Annotated in this window: 27 protein-coding genes and 1 pseudogene; 19 read left to right on the top strand and 9 right to left on the bottom strand. The window is 35.7% G+C overall.

Features of this window, described 5'->3' with window-relative positions:
* Window positions 1–45 precede the first annotated feature (45 nt).
* A complete protein-coding gene (locus J4P91_RS14870; RefSeq protein ID WP_207994749.1) occupies window positions 46–1,608 on the top strand; it encodes an amidohydrolase in 1,563 nt (520 codons plus the stop codon).
* A 66-nt stretch (window positions 1,609–1,674) separates the two neighbouring features.
* Here J4P91_RS14870 and J4P91_RS14865 read toward each other — a convergent pair whose 3' ends face one another.
* Window positions 1,675–2,478, bottom strand: coding sequence for an NAD kinase (locus tag J4P91_RS14865; RefSeq protein WP_207994748.1), 804 nt, complete (start codon window positions 2,476–2,478; stop codon window positions 1,675–1,677).
* 194 nt (window positions 2,479–2,672) lie between these two features.
* On the opposite strand from J4P91_RS14865, the gene J4P91_RS14860 reads away from it, so the two are divergent.
* The 5 genes from J4P91_RS14860 to ackA all read left to right on the top strand — a co-directional run bounded on the left by J4P91_RS14860 (window position 2,673) and on the right by ackA (window position 7,025).
* The gene (locus J4P91_RS14860) at window positions 2,673–3,311 is read left to right on the top strand and encodes a DUF2953 domain-containing protein (RefSeq protein ID WP_207994747.1); all 639 of its coding nucleotides are present in this window, start codon (window positions 2,673–2,675) and stop codon (window positions 3,309–3,311) included.
* A gap of 10 nt (window positions 3,312–3,321) precedes the next feature.
* Entirely contained in the window at window positions 3,322–3,717 is a 396-nt protein-coding gene (gene ytfJ, locus J4P91_RS14855) for a GerW family sporulation protein (RefSeq protein WP_207994746.1), read from the top strand.
* 134 nt (window positions 3,718–3,851) lie between these two features.
* The gene (tpx, locus tag J4P91_RS14850; protein WP_207994745.1) at window positions 3,852–4,352 is read left to right on the top strand and encodes a thiol peroxidase; all 501 of its coding nucleotides are present in this window, start codon (window positions 3,852–3,854) and stop codon (window positions 4,350–4,352) included.
* Window positions 4,353–4,548: 196 nt separating this feature from the next.
* A complete protein-coding gene (locus tag J4P91_RS14845; protein WP_207994744.1) occupies window positions 4,549–5,538 on the top strand; it encodes a class I SAM-dependent methyltransferase in 990 nt (329 codons plus the stop codon).
* Window positions 5,539–5,831: 293 nt separating this feature from the next.
* Window positions 5,832–7,025 (top strand): acetate kinase, encoded by a 1,194-nt coding sequence (ackA, locus tag J4P91_RS14840; protein ID WP_207994743.1) that lies wholly within the window; start codon window positions 5,832–5,834, stop codon window positions 7,023–7,025.
* Window positions 7,026–7,047: 22 nt separating this feature from the next.
* Here the strand turns inward: ackA and J4P91_RS14835 are convergent, their stop codons facing one another.
* Window positions 7,048–7,485, bottom strand: coding sequence for an NUDIX hydrolase (locus J4P91_RS14835; protein ID WP_207994742.1), 438 nt, complete (start codon window positions 7,483–7,485; stop codon window positions 7,048–7,050).
* Window positions 7,486–7,594: 109 nt separating this feature from the next.
* On the opposite strand from J4P91_RS14835, the gene J4P91_RS14830 reads away from it, so the two are divergent.
* Complete coding sequence (locus J4P91_RS14830; RefSeq protein ID WP_207994741.1) at window positions 7,595–8,428, top strand: EcsC family protein; 834 nt, start codon at window positions 7,595–7,597, stop codon at window positions 8,426–8,428.
* Between the two features lie 31 nt (window positions 8,429–8,459).
* Here the strand turns inward: J4P91_RS14830 and J4P91_RS14825 are convergent, their stop codons facing one another.
* Both J4P91_RS14825 and J4P91_RS14820 read right to left on the bottom strand, forming a co-directional pair.
* Complete coding sequence (locus J4P91_RS14825; protein ID WP_017153894.1) at window positions 8,460–9,110, bottom strand: YitT family protein; 651 nt, start codon at window positions 9,108–9,110, stop codon at window positions 8,460–8,462.
* A gap of 1,081 nt (window positions 9,111–10,191) precedes the next feature.
* Window positions 10,192–10,509 carry a radical SAM protein gene (locus tag J4P91_RS14820; protein WP_207994740.1) on the bottom strand — a complete coding sequence of 106 codons (318 nt, stop codon included), beginning with the start codon at window positions 10,507–10,509 and terminating at the stop codon, window positions 10,192–10,194.
* 167 nt (window positions 10,510–10,676) lie between these two features.
* Here J4P91_RS14820 and J4P91_RS14815 point away from each other — a divergent pair, with 167 nt between their 5' ends.
* From J4P91_RS14815 to J4P91_RS14805, 3 genes are all read left to right on the top strand, one after another.
* Entirely contained in the window at window positions 10,677–11,882 is a 1,206-nt protein-coding gene (locus tag J4P91_RS14815) for an argininosuccinate synthase (RefSeq protein WP_017153897.1), read from the top strand.
* On the top strand, window positions 11,879–13,267 hold the full coding sequence (gene argH / locus J4P91_RS14810) for an argininosuccinate lyase (RefSeq protein ID WP_207994739.1): 1,389 nt from the start codon (window positions 11,879–11,881) through the stop codon (window positions 13,265–13,267). The genes J4P91_RS14815 and argH overlap by 4 nt, the downstream gene beginning before the upstream one ends.
* A 220-nt stretch (window positions 13,268–13,487) precedes the next feature.
* The gene (locus J4P91_RS14805; protein ID WP_207994738.1) at window positions 13,488–13,829 is read left to right on the top strand and encodes a zinc ribbon domain-containing protein YjdM; all 342 of its coding nucleotides are present in this window, start codon (window positions 13,488–13,490) and stop codon (window positions 13,827–13,829) included.
* A gap of 245 nt (window positions 13,830–14,074) precedes the next feature.
* On the opposite strand, the gene J4P91_RS14800 is transcribed toward J4P91_RS14805, so the two are convergent.
* Both J4P91_RS14800 and J4P91_RS14795 read right to left on the bottom strand, forming a co-directional pair.
* Window positions 14,075–14,254, bottom strand: coding sequence for a ProA domain protein (locus J4P91_RS14800; protein WP_207994737.1), 180 nt, complete (start codon window positions 14,252–14,254; stop codon window positions 14,075–14,077).
* Between the two features lie 179 nt (window positions 14,255–14,433).
* Window positions 14,434–14,892: a universal stress protein gene (locus J4P91_RS14795; RefSeq protein ID WP_017153901.1), complete on the bottom strand. Its 459-nt coding sequence runs from the start codon at window positions 14,890–14,892 to the stop codon at window positions 14,434–14,436.
* Between the two features lie 148 nt (window positions 14,893–15,040).
* On the opposite strand from J4P91_RS14795, the gene J4P91_RS14790 reads away from it, so the two are divergent.
* Together J4P91_RS14790 and ald are read left to right on the top strand one after the other, a co-directional pair.
* Window positions 15,041–15,838, top strand: coding sequence for an SDR family oxidoreductase (locus J4P91_RS14790; protein WP_207994736.1), 798 nt, complete (start codon window positions 15,041–15,043; stop codon window positions 15,836–15,838).
* Window positions 15,839–15,967: 129 nt separating this feature from the next.
* Window positions 15,968–17,101, top strand: coding sequence for an alanine dehydrogenase (gene ald, locus J4P91_RS14785; protein ID WP_207994735.1), 1,134 nt, complete (start codon window positions 15,968–15,970; stop codon window positions 17,099–17,101).
* Window positions 17,102–17,242: 141 nt separating this feature from the next.
* Here ald and J4P91_RS14780 read toward each other — a convergent pair whose 3' ends face one another.
* Both J4P91_RS14780 and J4P91_RS14775 read right to left on the bottom strand, forming a co-directional pair.
* Window positions 17,243–17,677: a hypothetical protein gene (locus J4P91_RS14780; protein ID WP_207994734.1), complete on the bottom strand. Its 435-nt coding sequence runs from the start codon at window positions 17,675–17,677 to the stop codon at window positions 17,243–17,245.
* Between the two features lie 2 nt (window positions 17,678–17,679).
* Entirely contained in the window at window positions 17,680–17,937 is a 258-nt protein-coding gene (locus J4P91_RS14775) for a helix-turn-helix transcriptional regulator (RefSeq protein WP_207994733.1), read from the bottom strand.
* A 308-nt stretch (window positions 17,938–18,245) separates the two neighbouring features.
* On the opposite strand from J4P91_RS14775, the gene J4P91_RS14770 reads away from it, so the two are divergent.
* From J4P91_RS14770 to J4P91_RS14745, 6 genes and pseudogenes are all read left to right on the top strand, one after another.
* Window positions 18,246–18,680 (top strand): hypothetical protein, encoded by a 435-nt coding sequence (locus J4P91_RS14770; protein WP_207994732.1) that lies wholly within the window; start codon window positions 18,246–18,248, stop codon window positions 18,678–18,680.
* A gap of 278 nt (window positions 18,681–18,958) precedes the next feature.
* A complete protein-coding gene (locus J4P91_RS14765) occupies window positions 18,959–19,291 on the top strand; it encodes a cupin domain-containing protein (protein ID WP_017153906.1) in 333 nt (110 codons plus the stop codon).
* Window positions 19,288–20,082, top strand: coding sequence for a GNAT family N-acetyltransferase (locus J4P91_RS14760; protein ID WP_207994731.1), 795 nt, complete (start codon window positions 19,288–19,290; stop codon window positions 20,080–20,082). Before J4P91_RS14765 ends, J4P91_RS14760 begins: the two co-directional genes overlap by 4 nt.
* 3 nt (window positions 20,083–20,085) lie before the next feature.
* Window positions 20,086–20,430: a DUF6176 family protein gene (locus tag J4P91_RS14755; RefSeq protein ID WP_207994730.1), complete on the top strand. Its 345-nt coding sequence runs from the start codon at window positions 20,086–20,088 to the stop codon at window positions 20,428–20,430.
* A gap of 182 nt (window positions 20,431–20,612) precedes the next feature.
* Window positions 20,613–20,939, top strand: a pseudogene (locus J4P91_RS14750) (anti sigma factor C-terminal domain-containing protein); the annotation flags it as partial.
* Between the two features lie 63 nt (window positions 20,940–21,002).
* The gene (locus tag J4P91_RS14745; RefSeq protein WP_017153910.1) at window positions 21,003–21,209 is read left to right on the top strand and encodes a hypothetical protein; all 207 of its coding nucleotides are present in this window, start codon (window positions 21,003–21,005) and stop codon (window positions 21,207–21,209) included.
* Between the two features lie 12 nt (window positions 21,210–21,221).
* On the opposite strand, the gene J4P91_RS14740 is transcribed toward J4P91_RS14745, so the two are convergent.
* A complete protein-coding gene (locus J4P91_RS14740; RefSeq protein ID WP_207994729.1) occupies window positions 21,222–22,055 on the bottom strand; it encodes a DUF2785 domain-containing protein in 834 nt (277 codons plus the stop codon).
* 150 nt (window positions 22,056–22,205) lie between these two features.
* Between J4P91_RS14740 and J4P91_RS14735 the strand changes: the two genes are divergently transcribed.
* Complete coding sequence (locus J4P91_RS14735) at window positions 22,206–22,610, top strand: DUF3221 domain-containing protein (RefSeq protein WP_207994728.1); 405 nt, start codon at window positions 22,206–22,208, stop codon at window positions 22,608–22,610.
* Window positions 22,611–22,622: the final 12 nt, after the last annotated feature.

The raw sequence follows: 22,622 nt of genomic DNA, 5'->3' as shown, positions 1-22,622 counted from the left end.
TCTACGCTTCAATTTCGTAGACTAAAAAGAAAAGGGGCTGAGAAGATGGGAGAGATTTGGCACGGCGGACATATTTACACAATGAATGAAGAGAAAGAAAAAGTTGAAGCTATTTATGTAGAAAATGGAATGATTCTCGATACAGGAAACAAAGAGGATCTGGAGAGTCGGTATCAGGCTGAGGAGATCCATCATTTAGAGGGAAGAACTATGATTCCAGGTCTTGTTGATAGTCATATGCATCTCATTGGACATGGAGAAAGGTTACTTCGGTTAGATTTGTCTGCATGTACATCTTATCAGGAAATGCTTAAGCTCGTTATAGAACGGGTGAACGAAACCGCAGAAGATACATGGATTATTGGTGAAGGTTGGAATGAAAATAATTTTATAGATACAAAAAGCGTCCATGTCCGTGATTTAGATGCGATTTCGAAAAAACATCCAATCTTATTAAAACGGGTTTGCCGTCATGTAACATGGGTGAATTCTTATATACTAGAAAAATCAAATATAAAAGCAGAAACGCCAGATCCAAAAGGAGGAAAGATTGGCCGCGAAATATCTGGAGAATTAACAGGGCTGTTGTATGAACAGGCGCAAGATTTAATCAAGCACGTGCAGCCGGAAATAAATGCAGCATATTTACAAAGAGCATTGCAAACAGCCATTCAAGATTGTTGGAAATATGGACTAGTAGGAGGGCATACAGAAGACCTAAATTATTACGGTGGCTTTCGAAAAACATATCATGCGTTTTCGCACGTAATAAAAGAAATGCCGTTCAAAGCCCATTTACTTGTACATCATGAGGTAGCAAGTGAACGAAAGGAACATGAGAATCAGCATTATATTGAATTTGGAGCAATGAAGATTTTTTCAGATGGCTCTTTTGGGGGAAGAACAGCATTATTAAGTGAGCCGTATGCAGACGCTAAAGAAACAAATGGTGTAGCAATTTTTTCTCGTGAAGAATTAGCCGATCTTGTAAAAAAAGCACGCAACTTACATATGCCAGTTGCGATTCATACAATCGGTGATCTATCACTTGAATATGTCATTGATGCGCTAGAGCTATATCCACCTGCAGAAGGATTGCGCGATCGTATTATTCATTGCCAGCTTGCGCGTGAAGAGTTAATTGAGCGGATGAAGTCCTTGCCGGCTATCATTGATATTCAGCCTGTATTTGTCTCATCTGATTTTCCGTCAGTTATGGAAAAGTTAGGGGAGCATCGTCTAAGGTATGCGTATGCTTGGAAAACATTACTTGGAGCCGGACTAAATTGTTCAGGTGGATCAGATGCTCCAATTGAACAAGTGAATCCATTTTTAGGAATCTATAGTGCAGTAACGCGGCGAAGTTTTATTGATGGAATATGTTACATACCCGAAGAGATATTATCTGTATTTGAAGCTGTCTCTTTATTTACGACTGGAAGTGCATATGCAATTGGAAAAGAAAACAAGCGTGGTAAAATTGCAAAAGGATATGAGGCGGACTTTACCATAATGGACCGCGATATATTTAATATTGAAGTAGAGGAAATATTAAATATACAAGTTGCCGCAACTATAATAGATGGTCAGATGGTCTACCAAAAATAATATCAGCGCTTCTGCGATATAGGAAAAAAATGAGTGCTGGGGAATCCCTCGGCACTCATTTTTTTCTTATAAAAACGTTCTCTGTACTTTTTCCCAGAACGAATTGTTTTTTAGTTTTACTGTTTTAATTTGCTTATTACTTAAACGTATGACAGCTTTTTCAACTTGCTTAATGCTAAGTGCTTCGTTATCCATGCCGATAACAGGATAATCATTACCGTCTGGAGCAAGTTTTAATGTTAATGTACGTTCATGGTTTAAAATAAACGGTGATCCAAGTGTACGGTATGTGTTGTTATTTAAAGAAGCAAGTTCGCTTATTTGGAAGCATGGAATGAGTGGATCAACAACAGCCCCGTGCAATGACTTATTATAAGCTGTACTTCCTGTCGGTGTAGAAATAACTAAGCCGTCCCCTCTAAATGTTTCAAAATATAAATCATCAACGTGCACATCTACTACAAATGTTTTAATGATGCTAGAGCGTAAAGAAAACTCGTTTAAACAATGGAAAGATGTGTCATGATCAACATCTATTTGAATTGTTGGGTATTTTCGCACTTCAATTTCATTTTGAGTAATTTCTTGAAGGGCTGTATCGACATGGTCAATATGGAAATCACAGTAGAAAGAAATTTCATCTTTCGTAGAAACACCTGCATATAAGCAATCTTCTCTGAATCCTGTTTTACGAACGGCTTGTAAGAAGGTTCCATCAGCTCCGACACTGACGATAGCGTTTGCATTTTTTGGATGATCTAATATGGTAAATCCATTTTCCTCTAAAATACGATATATTGGCTTCATTTTTTCGACAAGCGCTGCTTTGTCATCACCATAAAAGAAAAATAAATTGCGACGATCTGCCATTGTGTATCCCTCCATTGCAGTCAAATTTAGCGTTGTGCTCCATTAGAAAAAATTCTGATGGTATGCTCAAATAGTATATTTCGATATAAAATGTCAAAATCCCTCTTTATTTTTAGAAGAATTTTTATATTCAATTTTATTGAAACTTGTTTAATACTGTTTGAACCTGTCGATAATGGATGTGGAGTGAAAGGATGGTAGGAATGAATTGGCTTGTAATTGGAATTGGAATTCTTCTCTTGCTCGTTTTACTTATACTATTGTCGAAACTATCGCTTAAAGTGACGTTTTTATATTCAGAAATGGAGAAGCGATGTTTATTTCAAGTGAAAATATGGATGATTCACTATACGTTTGATATTTTAGAAAGAATGGAAAAACAGCAAAAAAAGATCGGACAAAAAATTGAAAAAGCAGAAGAAGATGGTGGAATTGAGAATAAAATCATGGCGCAGCTTGATAGTATCGGTGAACTGATAAAAAAGCTACAAGAGACCCATACTATCATTAAAGATTTTCTTAAAAAAGTGAAAATCAATAGGTGGAAATGGCATTCACAAATTGGAACTGGGGATGCAGCTAGCACCGGAATTGTCACTGGATATGCATGGGGGACAAAAGGAATTGTCGCTGGGGTCTTAGGGCAATATATGCATGTTATTGATATACCTGAGTTCGAAATTACACCTGTGTTTCAAGGGAAAGGATTTGCATCGAAAGGCGAATTGACAGCATCCTTTCGGGTATATCGTGCTGCAGTGGCAGGAGTAAAAATACTGTGGTTTATGAGAAAACAAAGATCTAGTGCAGCTGAAAAATCTGCACAAGCATAGGGGTGATAAAATGGAACATCCTATTCAAGGATTAATGACAACTGCGATGCAGCATTTAAAACAAATGACTGATGTAAATACAATTATCGGTGATCCGATTAAAGCGGCGGATGGAAGCGTCATTTTAACGGTTTCTAAAGTGAGTTTTGGATTTGCTGCTGGCGGGAGCGAATTTGGAAGAATAGATAGCTCTGGCCGTCATCCATTTGGAGGAGGTAGTGGTGGGGGTGTTTCAATTAACCCCGTTGCTTTTCTCGTTATAAATGGAGAAGGGGTAAAAGTATTACATTTAGATAAACAGACACATGTGATGGATAAAATCATTGAGTTAGCACCACAAGCTGTCGACAAAGTGAAGGAAATGATGGAGAAGCGAAAAGGCGATGAACCAGAATTTGAAATCTAACAGCGAAAAGAAGCTAATCGATTGATTAGCTTCTTTATTTTTTTGTAAATAAAGCGATTTTATTTGCATTCTGAATAGGGACAAATTATCATTTACAGTGTACATATTTTGTTTAAATAAGGGAGGATTTTCAAGTGGCAAACGTAACTTTTAAAGGTAACCCAATTACTTTAGTTGGAACAGAAGTTAAAGTTGGCGATCAAGCGCCAAACTTCCAAGTGCTAGCAAACGACTTATCTCCAGTAAGTTTAGAAACATACAAAGGTGAAGTGAAATTAATTAGCGTTGTACCATCTATCGATACAGGTGTGTGTGATGCACAAACTCGTCGTTTTAACCAAGATGCTGCTGGTATTGAAAACGCAAAAGTATTAACAATCAGTGTTGATTTACCATTCGCTCAAAAACGCTGGTGCGCAGCAAACGGTTTAGAAAACGTAGCAACACTTTCTGACCACCGTGATCTTTCATTCGGTGAAGCTTACGGCGTAGTAATGAAAGAACTTCGTTTACTTGCTCGTGCAGTATTCGTAGTAGATAGCAATGACAAAGTAGTTTACGTAGAATACGTAAGCGAAGGTACAAGCCATCCAAACTACGAAGCAGCATTAGAAGCGGCAAAATCGGCGAAGTAATGCAAAGGAAAGCGACCTCTTTCTAAGAGGTCGTTTTTCCTTATATATCGACGATGCGACAATATATAAGGAAAACAGAGATATAATTTTCATGTTCAAAAGGGAGCTCTAAAAAAGAGGTCGCTTTTTCTTTTGGGAAAAAATCAGATTATGGTATGATATAAGTTATGTGTAATTGACTGAAGGAGGAATGTTTGTGAGTCAGACAGTAGAAACATTATTTTCTATTTTTGATTCTTCTACCGTAATTTTACGTAAAGAATTAGATGTAACATATTTAGAAGCGCTTGTGGAAACAGGAGATAATTTGTTTGAAGGAGCGATTCTGCAAGAGGAATTATCTGAATCAACAATTGAACGATTGAATCGTGAATATAGTAAATTTAATGAAGAAAAATATAAAAGCGAGGAAATTCGCAAAGCATTTCAGCTTGCCATTTTAAAGGGAATGAAAGAGGGCGTGCAAGCCAATCATGAAATGACGCCTGATGCAGTTGGAATGTTTATGAGCTACTTATTCCATAAATTTATGAAAAATCAAAAAGAAATCGTTGTTTTAGATCCTGCTATTGGGACAGGCAACTTAATGACGACAATCTTTAATGGTGCTCAAGAAGGGACAACGATAAATGGATTTGGTGTAGAAGTGGATGATTTACTTGTTAGACTTGCTTTAGTGAATGCAAATTTACAAAAGCAAGCAATCGAGTTCTTCAATCAAGATGGACTAGCACCCCTTTATATTGACCCAGTAGATGCAGTAGTTTGTGATTTACCAGTTGGGTTTTATCCAAACGAAATTGGTGCAAGTGAATATACTTTAAAAGCAGATGAAGGAATGTCCTATGCGCATCACTTATTTATTGAACAAAGTGTGAAGCATACAAAAGAAGGAGGATATTTATTCTTCTTAGTACCAAACTTCATCTTTGAAAGTGATCAAGCGCCAAAATTACATGCGTTTATTAAAGAAACAAGCTTTATTCAAGGACTATTACAGCTTCCTGTTTCCATGTTTAAAAACGAGAAAAATGCAAAAAGTATATTTGTTCTCCAAAAGAAAGGTCCAAATGTAACGATGCCAAAACAGGCGTTGTTAGTAGAATTACCTAAGTTTTCCAATATGAAAGCGATGGAGAATATAATGGATCAATTGAATACTTGGTTTGCAACTCATAAGTCATAAAATATGTAACAGATGAACTGGTTGATATAATACAGTTTTTATATCATGTGTGTTTACTTTTAATATATACAAGATAAAACTGAATTTTTTTGAAATCTGTAATATATATTTTTTCTTGGTGTTACAATTTTTTCACTTGAAATATATGTCGGACGATGTTTAAATTAAACTCGTGAGTATAAAATTTACTAGGAATGAAACGTTTTCATCTTTGGTAAATTTAATCAGATAAAATCGAGCGGTTTGTGGGTTAATCCACACAACTACCAAGAGAAAAAGGGGCGAAAGACTAGATGTCAAAAATCATCGCGATTAATGCAGGAAGCTCTTCCTTAAAATTCCAATTGTTTGAAATGCCAAGTGAAACAGTATTAACAAAAGGTTTAGTAGAACGTATCGGTTTAGAAGATAGCATTTTCACAATTACTGTAAACGGTGAAAAACAAAAAGAAATTACAAATATTCCAGATCATGCAGTAGCAGTTAATATGCTTCTTAACAAATTAACTGAAAACGGAATCGTAAAATCTCTTGATGAGATTAGCGGTATCGGTCACCGCGTAGTACACGGCGGCGAAAAATTTGCTGATTCTGTTTTAATTACTGACCAAGTATTAGCAGATATCGAAGATTTAAGCGACTTAGCACCACTTCATAACCCAGCAAACATTGTAGGTATTAAAGCGTTCCAAGAAGTGCTTCCAAACGTACCAGCAGTAGCAGTATTCGATACAGCATTCCATCAAACAATGCCAGAATCTGCTTTCTTATACAGCTTACCATATGAATACTATGAGAAATATGGCATCCGTAAATACGGTTTCCACGGAACTTCTCATAAATATGTAACTGAGCGTGCGGCTGAATTATTAGGTCGCCCACTTGAAAGCTTACGTTTACTTTCTTGCCACTTAGGTAACGGTGCAAGTATCGCTGCTGTAGAAGGCGGAAAATCTATCGATACTTCTATGGGCTTCACTCCACTTGCTGGTGTAACAATGGGTACACGTTCTGGTAACATTGACCCTGCGTTAATTCCATACATCATGGAAAAAACAGGCCAAAATGTAGAAGAAGTAGTTAACGTATTAAACAAGAAAAGTGGTATGTTAGGTCTTACTGGATACTCTAGTGACTTACGTGACATCATCGCGAAAGAAGAAGAAGGCGACGATCGTGCGAAAGTAGCATTAGACGTATTCGTAAGCCGTATTCATAAATATATCGGTTCTTATGCAGCTCGTATGAAAGGCGTTGACGCAATCATCTTTACAGCTGGTATCGGTGAAAACAGTGCAATCGTACGTGAGCGCGTATTAGAAGGTCTTGAATTTATGGGCGTATACTTTGATGCAAAACGCAACAACGTATTCGGTGAAGAAGCATTCATCAGCTTCCCTCACTCTCCAGTAAAAATTATCGTAATTCCAACTGACGAAGAAGTTATGATTGCTCGTGACGTATTACGTCTTGGAAATATTGGTTAATATATTTGAAAAAAGCGGAATCCTATTGGATTCCGTTTTTTATTTTTGCTCTAAGCAACTCCGTTAGTCCATTTGGATATAATACTTTTTCTTGATTCAGAAATGCTGTAATCGGAATCCACGTTGCATATGCATTTGGTTCTCCATCTATAATAGGAATTGTTTCGATTTCATAAAGCGATGTATCTACAAAACGAAGAGAATACAATTGAATGATCTCATGGCCGATTTCTTCGTTTACGTAAAAGATATTTTCAAGACATCCTAAGTAATCTGTAACCTCTACTTGTGCGCTAATTTCTTCTCTAAATTCACGAATAACTGTGTCGTTTGATTTTTCTCCAAGTTCAATAGAACCGCCCAGTGGTCTATAATATATGTCGTTTTCTATGTTGTATTCTTGAACAAGAATTCGTTCGTAATGAATGATAATTCCGAATGCCTTTGCAAGTGGATACACAAACATACCTCCCGTATATTGGATAAATATATGTTTAGCATAGCAGGTTTATAAAGAAAAAGAGGAAATATGTTACAATAGAAAAAAATTGAGCGAGGTGGTTGTTACGATGCAATCAAAGCGAGAACAGGCCATTTTACAAGAGGTTAAAAATTGGGAAGGGCAATTGTTAGAACAGGAGTCTACCGATTTTCAAAAGGTGTTTGATAAGTGGTTGCATGCCTCAGTTGCGAAGGTTCCTGAGAAAAAGCGAAAAGAGTTTTTTGCGAAAGCAGACGGATGGTTATTCCATCTCCATGCATTAATTCAAAGCTCACAATCACAGCTTGATGCACGAAATCGTATTTTAGGAACGGCGCGGTTGTTTGATGAATCGATTGAACAACTGGAAGAATTGAAAGGATTATCCATCGATCAATTAACATACATAGCAGAGCAGCAGACGGCGCGTCATCGTTTATATTCTTTCGTGCAGGGAGGAGCAACTGGAGTAGGTGGTTTGTTATTATTAACAGCTGACTTTCCTGTCATGATTGCATTAAATGTAAAGGCTGTTCAGCTTATTGCAACATCGTTTGGTCATGATGTGAACAAGCCCTATGAAATGATGCTTGCTTTAAAAGTGTTCCATGCGGCCCTACTGCCAGCAAGACTCCAGCAATATGCTTGGTATAACTTGCTTCAGGAGCTAGAACAAGAAGATTCGTTCTTTTATGAAGGGGAAGAAGAAGTATTAAAACCAGCTTCTACAGAAGTTGTGTTAAAACAAATTTTGAAGACTTTTTCCATCTATGCGCTTCGTCGTAAACTATTCCAAGGTATTCCTGTGTTAGGGATTGCGATTGGCTCTACGGTGAATTATCGTCTAACGCGGAATGTAACGGAATTTGCAAACAGGTTCTACCAAGTGCGTTACATATTAGAAAAGGAAAAAAGAGCATGAAAAAAAGCGAGAGGCCGAAGCCTTTCGCTTTTTAGTTTGTTGCATGTTTTTTTGACATTGGAATAGATACTGCTTTCTTTTCCGTTTTTGGATAATAAATTAAATCCAATGTTTTTGCCTGAACGGCAATGGAAAGAATAGTAAAAGCAATTTCTGTCCATGTTAAATAATATAATGAAAGCGCAAGAACAATCGCGTCAAAAACGAAGAAAATTTGCCCAATTGTAAATCGAGTTTTTTTGCTTAGTACAATTGTTAAAATATCGTCTCCACCGGTTGCACCGCCAAATCGCAATATAAAACCGAGTCCAATACCAGCTAGCGCGCCGCCCACTACTGCGGCTATCCATAAATGATTTGATAAATCTACCGTAAATGGAGAATAATTTTCCATTAAAGAATAAAATACTCCGAATGAAATCGAACCCATAAATGAATAACCAACCATCTTTTTACCTAAAAATGTAGCGCATAGTAAAATGACCGGGATATCCATTAATACAGTTGAAATTGACGGTGAAATATCAAAAAAGTTTTGTATAAATAGCGCGATTCCTACAAAGCCACCTTCTGTTAAGTGATTTTGAAAATGAATGTGGTATAGCGCTGCAGATAAAATAAATGAACCGATTAAAACCATAAAAATTTCTTTAATAATTTGTCGACTTTGGATGTTCCTCATCGTTATTCCTTCTTTCCGTAGTTAGTAGTTTTTTTCATCTTGTAAACTAACTACGAGCCTTATAGCCTTCAGTTAGTTTACATCAAACTAACTACGCTATATGTCGCTGAAGAAATAACGAATAATCCTCTCGTCCATCAATTCTCCCTACCTTCGTTTTAGTTTAAGTCTAAAAACGACTAAACAAAACTTTGAGTAGGATTTGTTATTTAGCAATCCTGCTCTCTTCTTTGTTTTGTTTAGCGAGTAACAATAAAGGCTTAAACAAAACGCTATGTGTAAGAAGAGTCTTTTCGTTGCCAAATTATCCTTCGGGCAATCATAGTTTCCCCACTCTCGTATTTTTTTCGCTAGACTAAAGGATCTAAGCTGGAAAAATACGCTACGTGTAAGATTCATCAATTCGATGCCACATGCTCCTTCGAGCGATCATGATATCTAAATCCTTTCTGTAAAAGATTTTATATTATTATATCATACTTTCAAAAAATGTATGTGGATGGAAACCGACAATAGACGAAGAAAAACCTACATAATTTGCAGTTTTATAGCGATTGAATATTCATTCTTATATATTTTTGTAGAATAATCTTGTTTGTTCAGGATTCATAAGTAATAAGTAGGTAGTATTCATAATAATGATGACAAGTTGTGTATAGGGAATAAAGAGGGGAGAATCATGGGAAGACAAAATTATTCATTTTGCTGATTTGTATTGTCTTTATCTGCTTTTTCTTTAAAGAAAGCCTCCCAACTAATTACACTAAGAAAAGTTAGAACGATAATGACAAAAGCTTTCACGAATTGTATGCTCCTTTCAAAATCTCTTTTATTTATTATATGAAATTAAGTGGAAAATTCACAAGTGTTTTTAGGGAATAAATGGTACTTTTTAACGTAATAAAAGTACATTTATATAGAAAGGTGTGATAAGGAAGAATTAGCTCCACCAAATCTAGCAGAGCAAATAGAGAAGCTTAACGATGACAGTCGTCGTTATCCAATTGCTAATAAATAATATATTGAAAAGCTTGTGACGAAAAGAAGCCTGCCCCTAATTAAAATGAGGGACAGGCTTTTTTTATTGATGCGCCTTCCCTTCAGACACGTTTTGAGTAAGGCGATACCAAAGCCATAAATCATTAATGATGGAGGCAAGATCTGCAATTTCAGAATTGAGTCTACAGGAAATTTCAAAGTTTTCCTCGTTATTTAAACGATGTTGTTTTTGATTAATATGATATTCAAGTTCTTTTATACGATCAGGTATTTTTCCGCGAATTTGTTCCCACTTTAATAAAATAGCATGCTGCACTTTTTCAGGGATATCTTCCCATTCTTCTTGTAGCTCAGGCACTTCTATTCCTAGGTGTTCATCGTATATAAAGTATTGTTCCATATAGACACCCCCCATTTTCTGCTTCCATTGTACCGAAAAAAAGAAAGAAGTTCGACGAAATTGTTTGAAAAATTTTTACTAATATCTCTTGATTCATTTTGTAAAAGGTGTTAAAGTTTGAATTAATATAAATGATAATGAATATTTATTCTTTAGGGGGATGTAAAATGGAGAAGAAAAAAGTTGTGTTAGCATATTCTGGAGGTCTTGATACTTCCGTTGCAATTAAATGGTTACAAGAGAAAAATTATGATGTTATTGCACTTTGTTTAGATTTAGGGGAAGGTAAAGATTTAGCGTTTGTAAAAGAGAAGGCAATTTCAGTAGGTGCTGTTAAATCTTACATGATCGATGTTCAAGAAGAATTTGCGAATGAATATGCATTGATGGCATTGCAAGGTCATACGTTATACGAAGGGAAATACCCACTTGTTTCCGCATTGTCGCGTCCGTTAATTGCGAAAAAACTAGTAGAAATCGCAGAGCAGGAAGGAGCAAGTGCTGTTGCACATGGGTGTACAGGAAAAGGGAACGACCAAGTTCGTTTTGAAGTTTCTATTCAAGCATTAAATCCGTATTTAGAAGTCATTGCGCCAGTACGTGAATGGAAATGGTCACGTGAAGAAGAGATTGCGTATGCAAAAGAAAATGATGTACCGATTCCAATTAATTTAGATAGCCCATTTTCCATTGACCAAAATTTATGGGGACGCAGCAATGAATGTGGGATTTTAGAAGATCCATGGGCAGCACCCCCAGAAGATGCATATGAAATGACATTAGCACTAGAAGATACACCGAATAAACCAGAGTTTGTGGAAATTGGGTTTGAAGCAGGTGTACCAACAACATTAAATGGCACTTCTTATTCGCTTTCTGAACTAATCAAAACGTTAAACAATCTTGCTGGAAAACATGGTGTTGGACGTATTGATCATGTGGAAAACCGCCTTGTTGGGATTAAATCACGTGAAGTGTATGAGTGTCCAGCGGCAATGACGTTACTTACAGCGCATAAAGAGTTAGAAGATTTAACACTTGTAAAAGAAGTAGCTCATTTTAAACCGATGATTGAACAAAAATTAACCGAACTTATTTATAATGGTTTATGGTTCTCACCTTTAAAACAAGCACTTGCTGCCTTTTTACAAGAAACACAAAAATCAGTAACAGGTACAGTGCGTGTGAAATTGTTTAAGGGTCATGCAATTGTAGAAGGACGTAAATCAGAATACTCTCTATACGATGAAAAATTAGCAACATATACAGTGGATGATGAATTTAACCATGATGCAGCAGTTGGCTTTATTTCTTTATTTGGTCTTCCAACAAAAGTATACAGCCAAGTGAACCAGAAGAAGGTGGAAGCGTGAGCAAACTTTGGGGAGGTCGCTTTACAGCTGAAGCAGAAGCATGGGTCGAGGAGTTTGGAGCTTCCATCTCCTTTGACCAGCAATTAGTGGTAGAAGATATCGAAGGAAGTATTGCTCACGTCACGATGCTTGCGAAGCAGGGGATTGTGACAAAAGAAGAAGCAGAGAAAATTAAAGAGGGTTTACAACACTTACTAGAAAAAGCGCAAGAAAACGAATTAACTTTTTCAGTAGATGCTGAAGATATTCATTTAAATATTGAAAAGATGTTAATTGAGCAAATTGGTGATGTTGGCGGGAAACTTCATACAGGAAGAAGCCGTAATGATCAAGTCGCGACAGATATGCATTTATATTTACGTAATAAAGTGAAAGATATTATAAAGGCAACGAAACAACTGCAATCGGTTCTTGTGCATCAAGCAGAGAAAAACATTGAAACGATTATGCCAGGATATACACATTTGCAGCGTGCACAGCCAATCTCGTTCGCTCATCATGTACTTGCATATTTTTGGATGTTAGAGCGCGATGTAAATCGTTATGAAGATTCACTTGGACGCATTAATATTTCTCCGCTTGGCGCAGGTGCTCTTGCAGGGACGACATTTCCGATTGATCGTGCGTATAGCGCAGAGCTTCTCGGTTTTGAAGGAATCTATGAAAATAGCTTAGATGCGGTAAGTGACCGTGATTTCATACTAGAGTTTCTTAGCAATTCATCCATATTAATGATGCATTTATCTCGCTTTTGCGAAGAGCTCATTTTATGGAGCAGTCAGGAGTTTCAATTTATTGAAATGAGCGATCAGTATGCAACAGGAAGCAGCATTATGCCGCAAAAGAAAAATCCTGATATGGCTGAACTCATCCGTGGCAAAACAGGGAGAGTATACGGCAATCTATTTAGTTTATTAACGGTAATGAAAGGGTTGCCGCTTGCTTATAACAAAGATTTGCAAGAAGACAAAGAAGGAATGTTTGATACAGTTAAAACAGTAGAAGGCTGCCTGCACATTATGGCTGGCATGCTAGAAACGATGACTGTAAACAAAGAAAAAATGGGGCAAGCCGTAAAACAGGACTTCTCCAATGCAACAGAAATTGCTGATTACTTAGCAAGCAAAGGGCTTCCATTCCGTCAGGCACACGAAATTGTCGGAAAGCTCGTTCTTCATTGCACACAAAAAGGAATCTATTTATTAGATGTACCGCTAGAAACATATCGAGAAATGAGTCCATTATTTGAAGAGGACTTATATGAAGTTCTTTCACCTTATGCAGCGGTGAAACGTCGTAATAGTGCAGGTGGAACAGGGTTCGAACAAATTCAAAAAGCTTTGGAAAAAGCGAAGGTGTTAGTGGGAGAGACCGTAAATTTATAAGGATGAGAGGATACTAAGTTCCATACAGGAGCAGAGTATCCTCTTTTTATTTTTTAGAAAACGTGTTCACATAAAGTTAGCTTGTCAATCTGAAAATACTATGGCAGTATATAAGGAACATCCCTATTTTTCGTGAATTTCAAGTTCGTAATTGCTATGTTTACGAGGCTATAAGAAAGGGAATTGAAAGTAATTTTTATAATGGAGGAAATAAAAAAACATGCAAAACTTACCAAATTGCCCGAAATGTAATTCAGAATATACTTATGAAGATGGAAGTCTTTTTGTTTGTCCAGAGTGTGCTCATGAGTGGGCTTTAGAGTCAGAAACTGAAAATAGTGAAGATAAAAAAGTTGTTAAAGATGCAAATGGAAATATCTTAAACGATGGTGATGCTGTAACAGTAATTAAAGACCTTAAAGTAAAAGGAACTTCATCAGTTATAAAAATAGGTACAAAAGTAAAGAGTATCCGTTTAGTTGATGGAGATCATGATATCGATTGCAAAATTGACGGTTTTGGAGCTATGAAATTAAAATCTGAATTTGTTAAAAAGGCATAAGGATAATCGTATATAAGTAATTGGAAAGACGTTCATTAAGGTGATTTTGTCACGTGATGAACGTCTTTTTATGCGATAGAGAGCATCCGACCATGCATAGAAGCGGTCAGCCCCTTTTCCTGCCTCATGCCAAGTAAAAACAAAGAGAGGAAACGAGTGCGGGTCCCCTTTTGATCTCATAGCAGCGACTTATATGTTGGGAAAGTCAAAATGAATATAGATAATAGTATAGTGTTATGTTTTTCTTATTCATATTTATGTCTGTTTTCTGTAATGCGGATATACTCAATATCCATTAAGTCACGGAGGAGTGCACCATGGCTCAGGTCAACGCCATGTTTTTCTTTAAAATGAGAACAAATCGTATCGAGCATTTCAAGTTCTTCGTCATTTACATCTAAAATAATTCGTTCGTGATCTCCCAAGCAGTATCCCTCGTTTCATTTTTTTCTTAGCGTAACCGAACAGACATATTCTATCCTTCGATTTCTAAATTATGTATGCTAGCATGGTGATAAGTAAGGGAAAGGAATGGATTATAAGGAGTATCTATAGGGAAATAAAAAACACCAAATCTACATAAGACTTGGTGTTTCGTTATTTATTAAATGTCACCTTGTTCTTCTTCACCACGAACAACAAGGACATCGCATTTCGCATAGCGAATAATATGTTCAGAGACGCTACCGATTAAGAAGCGTTCTACGGCGTTTAAACCAGTTGCACCACACATAATTAAGTCTACTTTATGTTTTGGAGCAATTTCTTTTGAAATTTTAGATTTTGGATTACCGAATTCTAATACAAGTTCTACTTTTTCAAGACCAGCTTCAGTTGCAGTCTTTTTGTAGTCTTCTAATAGATCTTCTGCAAAGAGATTTGCACGCTCAGCAATTGCGCGGCTATACGCTTCAACTGCAGAGTATGCTTTTACATCAACGATATGAGCAATTGTTAATGTTGCGTTGTTACGCTTTGCGACTTGAATTGCTTTTTTAAAGGCTTTTTCTGCTTCTTTGGAACCGTCCACTGCAATTAAAATATTTGTATATGTATTATTCATAGTAGATTCCTCCCAATTCGTTTTTATAACCTTTTACAACTTAATTATAAAGCAAAATATGGTAACGTGCTTGCCAGAAACGTTACAGAATTTTGAAAACTCTGTTTCAATTCTTTTTAGTTGTAATTGGAGGGAGAACTTGTTACATATGAAGTATAGCAATTTAAAAGGAGGCATGTTTGTGAGACACGCGCTCATTACAGCCGGTACGAAAGGTTTAGGAAAGCAAGTAACAGAAAAATTATTAGCTAAAGGATATTCAGTAACCGTAACATATCACAGCGATGTAAGAGCCGCCCAAGTAATCCGGGAAAAATATAAACATATAGAAGAACGCCTGCAGTTTGTGCAAGCAGACGTCACGAAAAAAGAAGATTTACATAAAATAGTAGAAGAAGCAATGGACCGCTTTGGCAAAATCGATTTTTTAATTAATAATGCAGGTCCTTACGTATTTGAACGTAAAAATTTAATTGATTACGAAGAAGATGAATGGGATGAAATGATACAAGGAAATCTAACAGCAGTGTTTCGTTTATTAAAACTTGTCGTTCCGATTATGAGAAAACAACATTTTGGCCGAATTATTAACTACGGATTTCAAGGAGCAGATAGTGCTCCTGGTTGGATGTATCGTTCCGCATTCGCAGCTGCAAAGGTAGGGCTTGTTTCATTAACAAAGACAATTGCTTATGAAGAAGCAGAACATGGCATTACATCAAATATGGTTTGTCCAGGAGATATTGTTGGTGAAATGAAAGAGGCGACGATTCAGGAAGCGCGTACGATGAAAGACAGTAGGACGCCAATTGGTAGATCTGGAACAGGTGAAGATATCGCTCGCACAATTGCATTTCTATGCGAGGAAGATTCCGATATGATTACGGGTACCATTATAGAAGTAACAGGTGCAGTTGACGTAATTCATAAATATCGACAAAAATAGATAAAATCTATCGGAAAACTCGTACTATTTTTTGTAAAATATTGAGATATTATGTTAAAATATAAGAGCGTAGAAAGCGCTTTAAAAAATGATTCAGGGGTCATTTCATAACTCAAGGGGGAATTAATAATGCGTATCGGTATTCCAACAGAAATTAAAAACAATGAAAACCGCGTGGCAATGACGCCAGCTGGCGCTGTACATTTAGTACACAATGGCCATGAAGTTTTTGTTCAAAAAGGTGCAGGTTTAGGGTCTGGCTTTACAGATGAAGAATACGTACAAGCTGGAGCAAAACTTGTTGAAACTGCTGAAGAAGCATGGAATCAAGATATGGTTATGAAGGTAAAAGAGCCAATTGAAAGCGAATATGGTTATTTCCGCGAAGGTTTAATTTTATTCACATACTTACATTTAGCTCCAGAACCAGAATTAACAAAAGCTTTAATTGATAACAAAGTGGTATCAATTGCATATGAAACAGTACAATTAGACAATCGTTCTTTACCACTACTTGCACCTATGAGTGAAGTAGCGGGTCGTATGTCAGCGCAAATTGGTGCACAATTCCTTGAAAAAACAAAAGGCGGCAAAGGTATTTTACTTGCAGGCGTTCCAGGGGTAAAACGCGGTAAAGTAACAATTATCGGTGGTGGCCAAGCTGGTACAAATGCAGCGAAAATTGCAGTAGGTTTAGGTGCTGATGTAACAATTATTGACTTAAGTGCAGAACGTCTTCGTCAATTAGATGATATTTTCGGTAACCAAGTGAAAACTTTAATGTCTAATCCATACAACATTGCACAAGCTGTAAAGGAATCTGATCTTGTAATCGGCGCCGTTTTAATTCCAGGTGCAAAAGCGCCAAAACTTGTAACAGAAGAAATGATTAAATCAATGGAACCAGGTTCTGTTGTAGTAGATATCGCGATTGACCAAGGTGGTATTTTCGAAACAACTGACCGCATTACAACTCATGATAACCCAACTTATGAAAAACACGGCGTTGTTCATTATGCAGTTGCAAACATGCCTGGTGCCGTTCCGCGTACATCAACTCTTGCATTAACAAACGTAACAGTACCATATGCAGTACAAATTGCAAACAAAGGCTACAAACAAGCTTGCCTAGGCAACTCTGCATTATTAAAAGGTATTAACACATTAGATGGCTATGTAACATTCGAAGCAGTTGCAGAAGCACATGGTTTACAATATGCCGATGCGAAAGAGCTTCTTGAAAAAGCTCCTGCTTTATCATAATAGAAATGATTGTGAGACCCTCTTTGTATAAGGAGGGTCTTTTTGTATTTGACTGTGGAACATAAATAGGATGCTTTCTATCAATCAGGATTTGCTTTTTGTTCTAATTTTGTTGAAGAGTTGTTTTCTTTTCGTCACTTATTAATCTAGTTTCTTTACAATGTTTAAGCCGAAAAACATTGTAAAGAATAGAACTCCAAACACGTAATATAGAACATAATCGACCGAGATCGTTTGTTGTTTGCCTATATACAAAATAAGGAGAATCACAAAAGCGATAAAATGAGAAAGCCCAAAGACTTGAGCCATAAATTTTAAAGTCATCTTTTCAATTCTTTCGTCCATCGCAGGTAATGGATACTGTTCGGATTCTTTTTTCTTTTTCTTAAAGCCTTTAAATATTGCTATTAAGAATGAGAAAGCTATAAAACCTCCACAAAATATAAGGACACTGTGAAGACCTTCTTTATAATTGTTGAAATTCCATCCTCCATTGGTATCAAAAAAAATTAATGTAGCCCCTACTATTAAAATGACAATATATGATAAAATATTTTTCCCGAAAAACTCTTTCATGATTACTCCTCCCCAGTTTTATCTAATTGAAATAAATCTTCTACTTTACAATCAAAAAACTCACATAATTTTAAGGCTAATTCTAAGCTGGGGTTGTATTTGTTCTTCTCAATGGCGATGAGGGATTGGCTGGTGATGTTAACAGCGGAAGCAAGTTGCTCTTGGGTGATGTCTCTAACAACGCGGAATTGTTTTACTTTATTTGTAACCAAATCCACTATATCTCCTTTGTGTAAATTTATTACATTTATAATAACCAATTTTAGGTAATTTATAAATATAACTTTACGAAAAGTATATAAAACATTACAAAATGTAAAGGAAACACTACTATTGCATTGGCAATCAGTCTTTTACAATTAACCTATCCTTTAGCTACTATTTGGGTTTTTGCTTAGCTTTGAGGTGGGAGAAATGAGATACTCTTTAGTTTTACTCACAATAGGGGGGATTAGAGAGTATCTTTTTATTTTGAAAATCTCAAAATTGGAATTTTCTTCTTGTTAATGAGATCCCTCTTGTGATAGTTTGTAATTGTATGCGTAAGGAAAATAAAAGAGGGGATGTCATGGGGAGAAAAAGTAGTAAGAAAAAACAAATAAGAAGACAGAAATATATAAAGAAAAAGCAGGAACAGAATATACCATTTCAAAAGAAGTTGGCTCTTCGTATAGAGAAAATAGCTCGATATATCAGTATGATTTTATATGTGATTTTATCTATATATCTATTAGGTATATTTTATCAGTTAGAAATAACCCCTGAATTTTTGGAAGACATCTTACAGTGGATTGCTTTTTTGATACCAATTGGTATGTTTTTTGTGGTGTTTGATAAAGTATGGCCAAGCCGTGAAAGTGAAAAAGATAAGAAGAGAAAGTCGAAAAAGAAATATTCTTCTTATTCCTCCAATTCATCAAGTGGATTTGTAAACTATAGCGATAATGATTGCAGTAGTGCAAGCGATAGTGGGGGTGGAGATTGCGGAGGCGGCGGAGATTAAAACTGAAAGCAATTTACTTTGAAATATTTTAGTATTTAGAATGGTTTGGGTAACTTTGAAAGAGGTTGCTAATGAAAAATAGTTTGTAAGAAATGAAAGTATGAGAATGGAATCGTAAATTCTAGAAAGGGTACGTAGCGACGAATCTAGCAAAAGAACCAGAAGAAACAGGAAAAAGATATTGATTTTGGAACGATAGGCTTTTGGGGTTGTATGACTATTATTGCACTTGGATGGTTTTGGGGAAAGTAGTTAATAACTAGGGGATGAGAAGAACGATGGAGAAAGTGAATCTTTTAGAACTTACCAAAGATATTACAGAGCAGCACAAAAATTTTGTTGTCTCAAATATTAATAATCATTGTTTACGAATTGCTGTGTTTACGGGGGAATATGATTGGCACTTTCACTCGAATTCAGATGAGCTATTTATTGTGTTAGAGGGAGAGCTACTAATTGATTTTCAAGATAAGGATACCGTTATACTAAAACCGAACGATTCTATTTTAATTCCAGCAGGTACTGTTCACCGCACAAGGGCACTTAATCGCACTGTTAATCTTTGCTTCGAAAACTTAGATGCGGATACGGTTATTGTGGAGAATGTATGAGAAAGTTAGCTTTAACAGAATATCATAAGGTTCTTTCAGTTTTAGAAGAGAATAAACAGACAGCTACTTTTGCTTATGCAGTATGCACTCGAATAATAGATGGTGAAATTTTTGTAAATGAGAGATTAACAGCAGGATTGATTATGACTGCTAATGGTATTTACTATCTGTTTGGGGATACATATGATCAGGAATTTCAATGTACTTTGATTTCTTACATTGAAAATAATGTTTTAACAACAGAGAAACGATTCACATTATTTGTGTCCAGCATAGATTGGGAGACTATTATTGAAAATCATTTCAATGATTCTTTTCGGAAAATTCCTCGGAAAAAATTTCTATTTCAGAGGGATATCTTTGAAGATAGAAAAAGCGAATTAGATGATTCTACATACAAGGTTATGCGGATTGATAGAAACATAATCGGAAAAAGTACTGAGTTTACGGAGCAATATTTTAAAGAGTATTGGGGATTTACAGAAGCGTTTTTGAACCATGGTTTTGGATTTTGTATTCTGCAAGATCAAAAGGTAGTTGCTGAATGTGTTTCAATTTTTAGAAGTAATAGTTTTGCTGAAATTGATATTGCAACTCACCCAGACCATCAAGGAAAGGGACTAGCAAGATTAGTCGCAACTTATTTTATAGAACATTGCATACAAAATGGTATTACGCCGTGCTGGGATTGTAATATAGATAACATTCCTTCACAAAAATTAGCTAATAAACTAGGTTTTGATCATCCGGTGGAATACGTTTTATATGTACGTAAGAAGGTAGAGGGATAAACGATGAACGTCGAATTAACAAGATTCAAAGTGAAGCCAGGAAAAAGTCAACGCGTTGATGAATGGATGAAGCTTTTAAATGATCATATGAAAGAGGTACTTTTGACATTAGACGACGAGAAAATGTATGTCGAGACAATTTTCCGGGAAATAAGAGATGGAGAAGAATATTTGTATTGGTATTCTGTCCAAGGAGAAGGTGGGATAGCTGTCGAAGCTTCTCGCCATGAAATTGATAAAAAACATCTAGAATTTTGGTATGAATGTATTGATGAGGAAGCGCCTGCTATCGATATGAAAACGGAAGTCGTTATGATTCAAGATGTTGTCAAAGAGGCCATGAAATAATAGAATAGTATTCTTTGTATGTAATGGAAGAAGCGCATCAAAATAGGTGTGCTTTTTTATTTGCAGGAATTTTTTTGTAATTACTGTATACATTTCAAGCTCTCAAACGTTGAGTGTGTAGAAGGGAGAGCAAAATGAGCCATGATACGTTTGAATCATTATTAATAGAAAAATCCAAAGCTAAGAGTGGTGCGGTATTAAATGCTGTAATGGTTATAAATGTATTTGGTTTTGAAGGGGGTTATGCAAAAGCTCAAGAAAATATTAAAAATGATTTAACGAGGAACTCAACAGAGTTTCTGGATAAAATGAAGTATTTAGCAGAGAATAGTGAGGGTATACCAAACGATTATTTTAATCAATATTATAAAAAAATTAAAAATACACCACCAAAAGACCTACCAATCTACGGCGTAGTCGTTACAGGGAAGACAGAAGAATTACAACAGTTACAAGGAGCTTCTTATATAAAAGTAACTGTAAGAGGTGTAACAGTTGAGAAACAATAGTTAATACAGATTAATAGGAATAGTTAGAAAATTTATGTTATAATATGGGAAAAGGGGGCTTATATGAAGCAAATACATGGAGCAATCTACATTTATATAACACTGTTTTTCGTTGGAGCGTCTTATTATTTAGAGCATTCATACTCGCACCCAATTTTAACTTTTTTTAGCGGGACTTGTATGGCTATCTCGATTTTTGTACACCTTTTCTCGGTTTGGATTGTGAATTTTCAAGTGAATATTAGTGAGATGAAAGAAGGCACTTTTTGAGTGGCCTTCTTTTTAGTAGTATCTGTTTAGCTCTTTTAATAACATTTCAATTTGTTTCTCCGCTTCTTTACATATGGATAAGGCCCTTAATCTAAAGAATAAGCTTCGAAAGAATGATTTTACATTTCCATACAACGTTTCATAAGGTACGATAGATAGTTCTGTTTTTTGAGCTTGCATTTGATGTACTAAAGAATGTAAGGCTACAATGAGTTCTTTTTCATCTAAACCATTTTGCAGCATAGCGACGATAGGGTAGATAATTCGTTCATCTTCTTCGTACTTATAATACATTGTATGGACACTGACTTTTTCTAACAAGGTTTGTAGTATTTCTGGATAATGTTCAGCACTAAGCTTCGGGTTTTTAATGAGCTCATCGAATGTATCGGAAACATGGGCGATACTATGAGCCCAGCCTCGATCATTTACGTAACCGCGAAAATCATGCTCTTTTTTCATATATAAAATTAATTTGTCTTTTATCTCTAGTATGTCAGGTTGTGATAAGAAATTATGTTTTATATCGGAACTTAAAATTAAAGCGATTAATAATGTTGTAAACGCCCGAGTAAATACAGCGTCCTTATCGTCTGTAGCAATTTTGTAAAATAGATATTGTTCGCCTATGCTTTGGGACAATAATTGTTGTAATTGTGTGTTTGGGATATGGTCATTCTTAATGAGCTGGAAAAAGGTCGTGTAGATTAATTTATCCCGTAAGTAGCCATCGGGTGCGCCGATATGTTGGAGCATTTTTGAACTTAAATTATCAATATCTATAGTGGAATCTATGACGTAATGATTAGCTTTTATTTCTTCTAATTGTTTTTGAAGTTGTTGCATGCAATCTCTCCTTTATCATTCGGAAAATTCTGTATTTAAATATTATGATAGAAACAGAGAATATACAAGTAATACATACTTTGTATTAAGGATTTCAAAAAATATTAAAAATGGGATTAATTATTACAATTTCTAGAATGGGGGCATGGGATGAAGAGAAACACATTGATGTTGTGTATATATGTTTTACTTGTCGTTTCTTTCGTAATGTTACCAGCATGTACGCGTAATGAGCAAATTGAAAATGAACCAGCGAATGTACATCAACAAACAGAAAAAGGTGCTATGGAAGGATACGTTATGGTGAAAAATAAGACTGTATATTTCATCATGAATAAAAAATTCGAAACGATAGAAGAGTTACAGAGTTATATAGATCAACACCTACATATGGACATCCCAGCAGATACGATTCTAAATTTTAACGATGAAATTGCATATGGAAAGTTAAAATCAGGATATAAAATAAAAGTATGGTCTTCTCAGATACTTGAAAGTTATCCGGCAAAAATGATTGTTAATAAGTTTGAGATAGTAGAGAAAAATGAGATTTAAAAAAGGTAGCGC

The organism is Bacillus sp. XF8, assembly GCF_017498755.1.
Lineage (GTDB): Bacteria > Bacillota > Bacilli > Bacillales > Bacillaceae_G > Bacillus_A > Bacillus_A bingmayongensis.
Note: the sequence above shows the minus strand (reverse complement) of the source record. Positions and strands in the feature narration are given on the sequence as shown.

What these genes read in the sequence shown, in the direction of transcription:
- J4P91_RS14870 (WP_207994749.1), top strand. Translation starts at nt 46, where the DNA reads ATGGGAGAGATTTGGCACGGCGGACATATTTACACAATGAATGAAGAG.
- J4P91_RS14865 (WP_207994748.1), bottom strand. Translation starts at nt 2,478, where the DNA reads ATGGCAGATCGTCGCAATTTATTTTTCTTTTATGGTGATGACAAAGCA.
- J4P91_RS14860 (WP_207994747.1), top strand. Translation starts at nt 2,673, where the DNA reads ATGGTAGGAATGAATTGGCTTGTAATTGGAATTGGAATTCTTCTCTTG.
- ytfJ (WP_207994746.1), top strand. Translation starts at nt 3,322, where the DNA reads ATGGAACATCCTATTCAAGGATTAATGACAACTGCGATGCAGCATTTA.
- ackA (WP_207994743.1), top strand. Translation starts at nt 5,832, where the DNA reads ATGTCAAAAATCATCGCGATTAATGCAGGAAGCTCTTCCTTAAAATTC.
- J4P91_RS14830 (WP_207994741.1), top strand. Translation starts at nt 7,595, where the DNA reads ATGCAATCAAAGCGAGAACAGGCCATTTTACAAGAGGTTAAAAATTGG.
- J4P91_RS14825 (WP_017153894.1), bottom strand. Translation starts at nt 9,110, where the DNA reads ATGAGGAACATCCAAAGTCGACAAATTATTAAAGAAATTTTTATGGTT.
- J4P91_RS14820 (WP_207994740.1), bottom strand. Translation starts at nt 10,509, where the DNA reads ATGGAACAATACTTTATATACGATGAACACCTAGGAATAGAAGTGCCT.
- J4P91_RS14815 (WP_017153897.1), top strand. Translation starts at nt 10,677, where the DNA reads ATGGAGAAGAAAAAAGTTGTGTTAGCATATTCTGGAGGTCTTGATACT.
- J4P91_RS14805 (WP_207994738.1), top strand. Translation starts at nt 13,488, where the DNA reads ATGCAAAACTTACCAAATTGCCCGAAATGTAATTCAGAATATACTTAT.
- J4P91_RS14795 (WP_017153901.1), bottom strand. Translation starts at nt 14,892, where the DNA reads ATGAATAATACATATACAAATATTTTAATTGCAGTGGACGGTTCCAAA.
- J4P91_RS14790 (WP_207994736.1), top strand. Translation starts at nt 15,041, where the DNA reads ATGAAGTATAGCAATTTAAAAGGAGGCATGTTTGTGAGACACGCGCTC.
- ald (WP_207994735.1), top strand. Translation starts at nt 15,968, where the DNA reads ATGCGTATCGGTATTCCAACAGAAATTAAAAACAATGAAAACCGCGTG.
- J4P91_RS14780 (WP_207994734.1), bottom strand. Translation starts at nt 17,677, where the DNA reads ATGAAAGAGTTTTTCGGGAAAAATATTTTATCATATATTGTCATTTTA.
- J4P91_RS14770 (WP_207994732.1), top strand. Translation starts at nt 18,246, where the DNA reads ATGGGGAGAAAAAGTAGTAAGAAAAAACAAATAAGAAGACAGAAATAT.
- J4P91_RS14765 (WP_017153906.1), top strand. Translation starts at nt 18,959, where the DNA reads ATGGAGAAAGTGAATCTTTTAGAACTTACCAAAGATATTACAGAGCAG.
- J4P91_RS14760 (WP_207994731.1), top strand. Translation starts at nt 19,288, where the DNA reads ATGAGAAAGTTAGCTTTAACAGAATATCATAAGGTTCTTTCAGTTTTA.
- J4P91_RS14755 (WP_207994730.1), top strand. Translation starts at nt 20,086, where the DNA reads ATGAACGTCGAATTAACAAGATTCAAAGTGAAGCCAGGAAAAAGTCAA.
- J4P91_RS14745 (WP_017153910.1), top strand. Translation starts at nt 21,003, where the DNA reads ATGAAGCAAATACATGGAGCAATCTACATTTATATAACACTGTTTTTC.
- J4P91_RS14740 (WP_207994729.1), bottom strand. Translation starts at nt 22,055, where the DNA reads ATGCAACAACTTCAAAAACAATTAGAAGAAATAAAAGCTAATCATTAC.
- J4P91_RS14735 (WP_207994728.1), top strand. Translation starts at nt 22,206, where the DNA reads ATGAAGAGAAACACATTGATGTTGTGTATATATGTTTTACTTGTCGTT.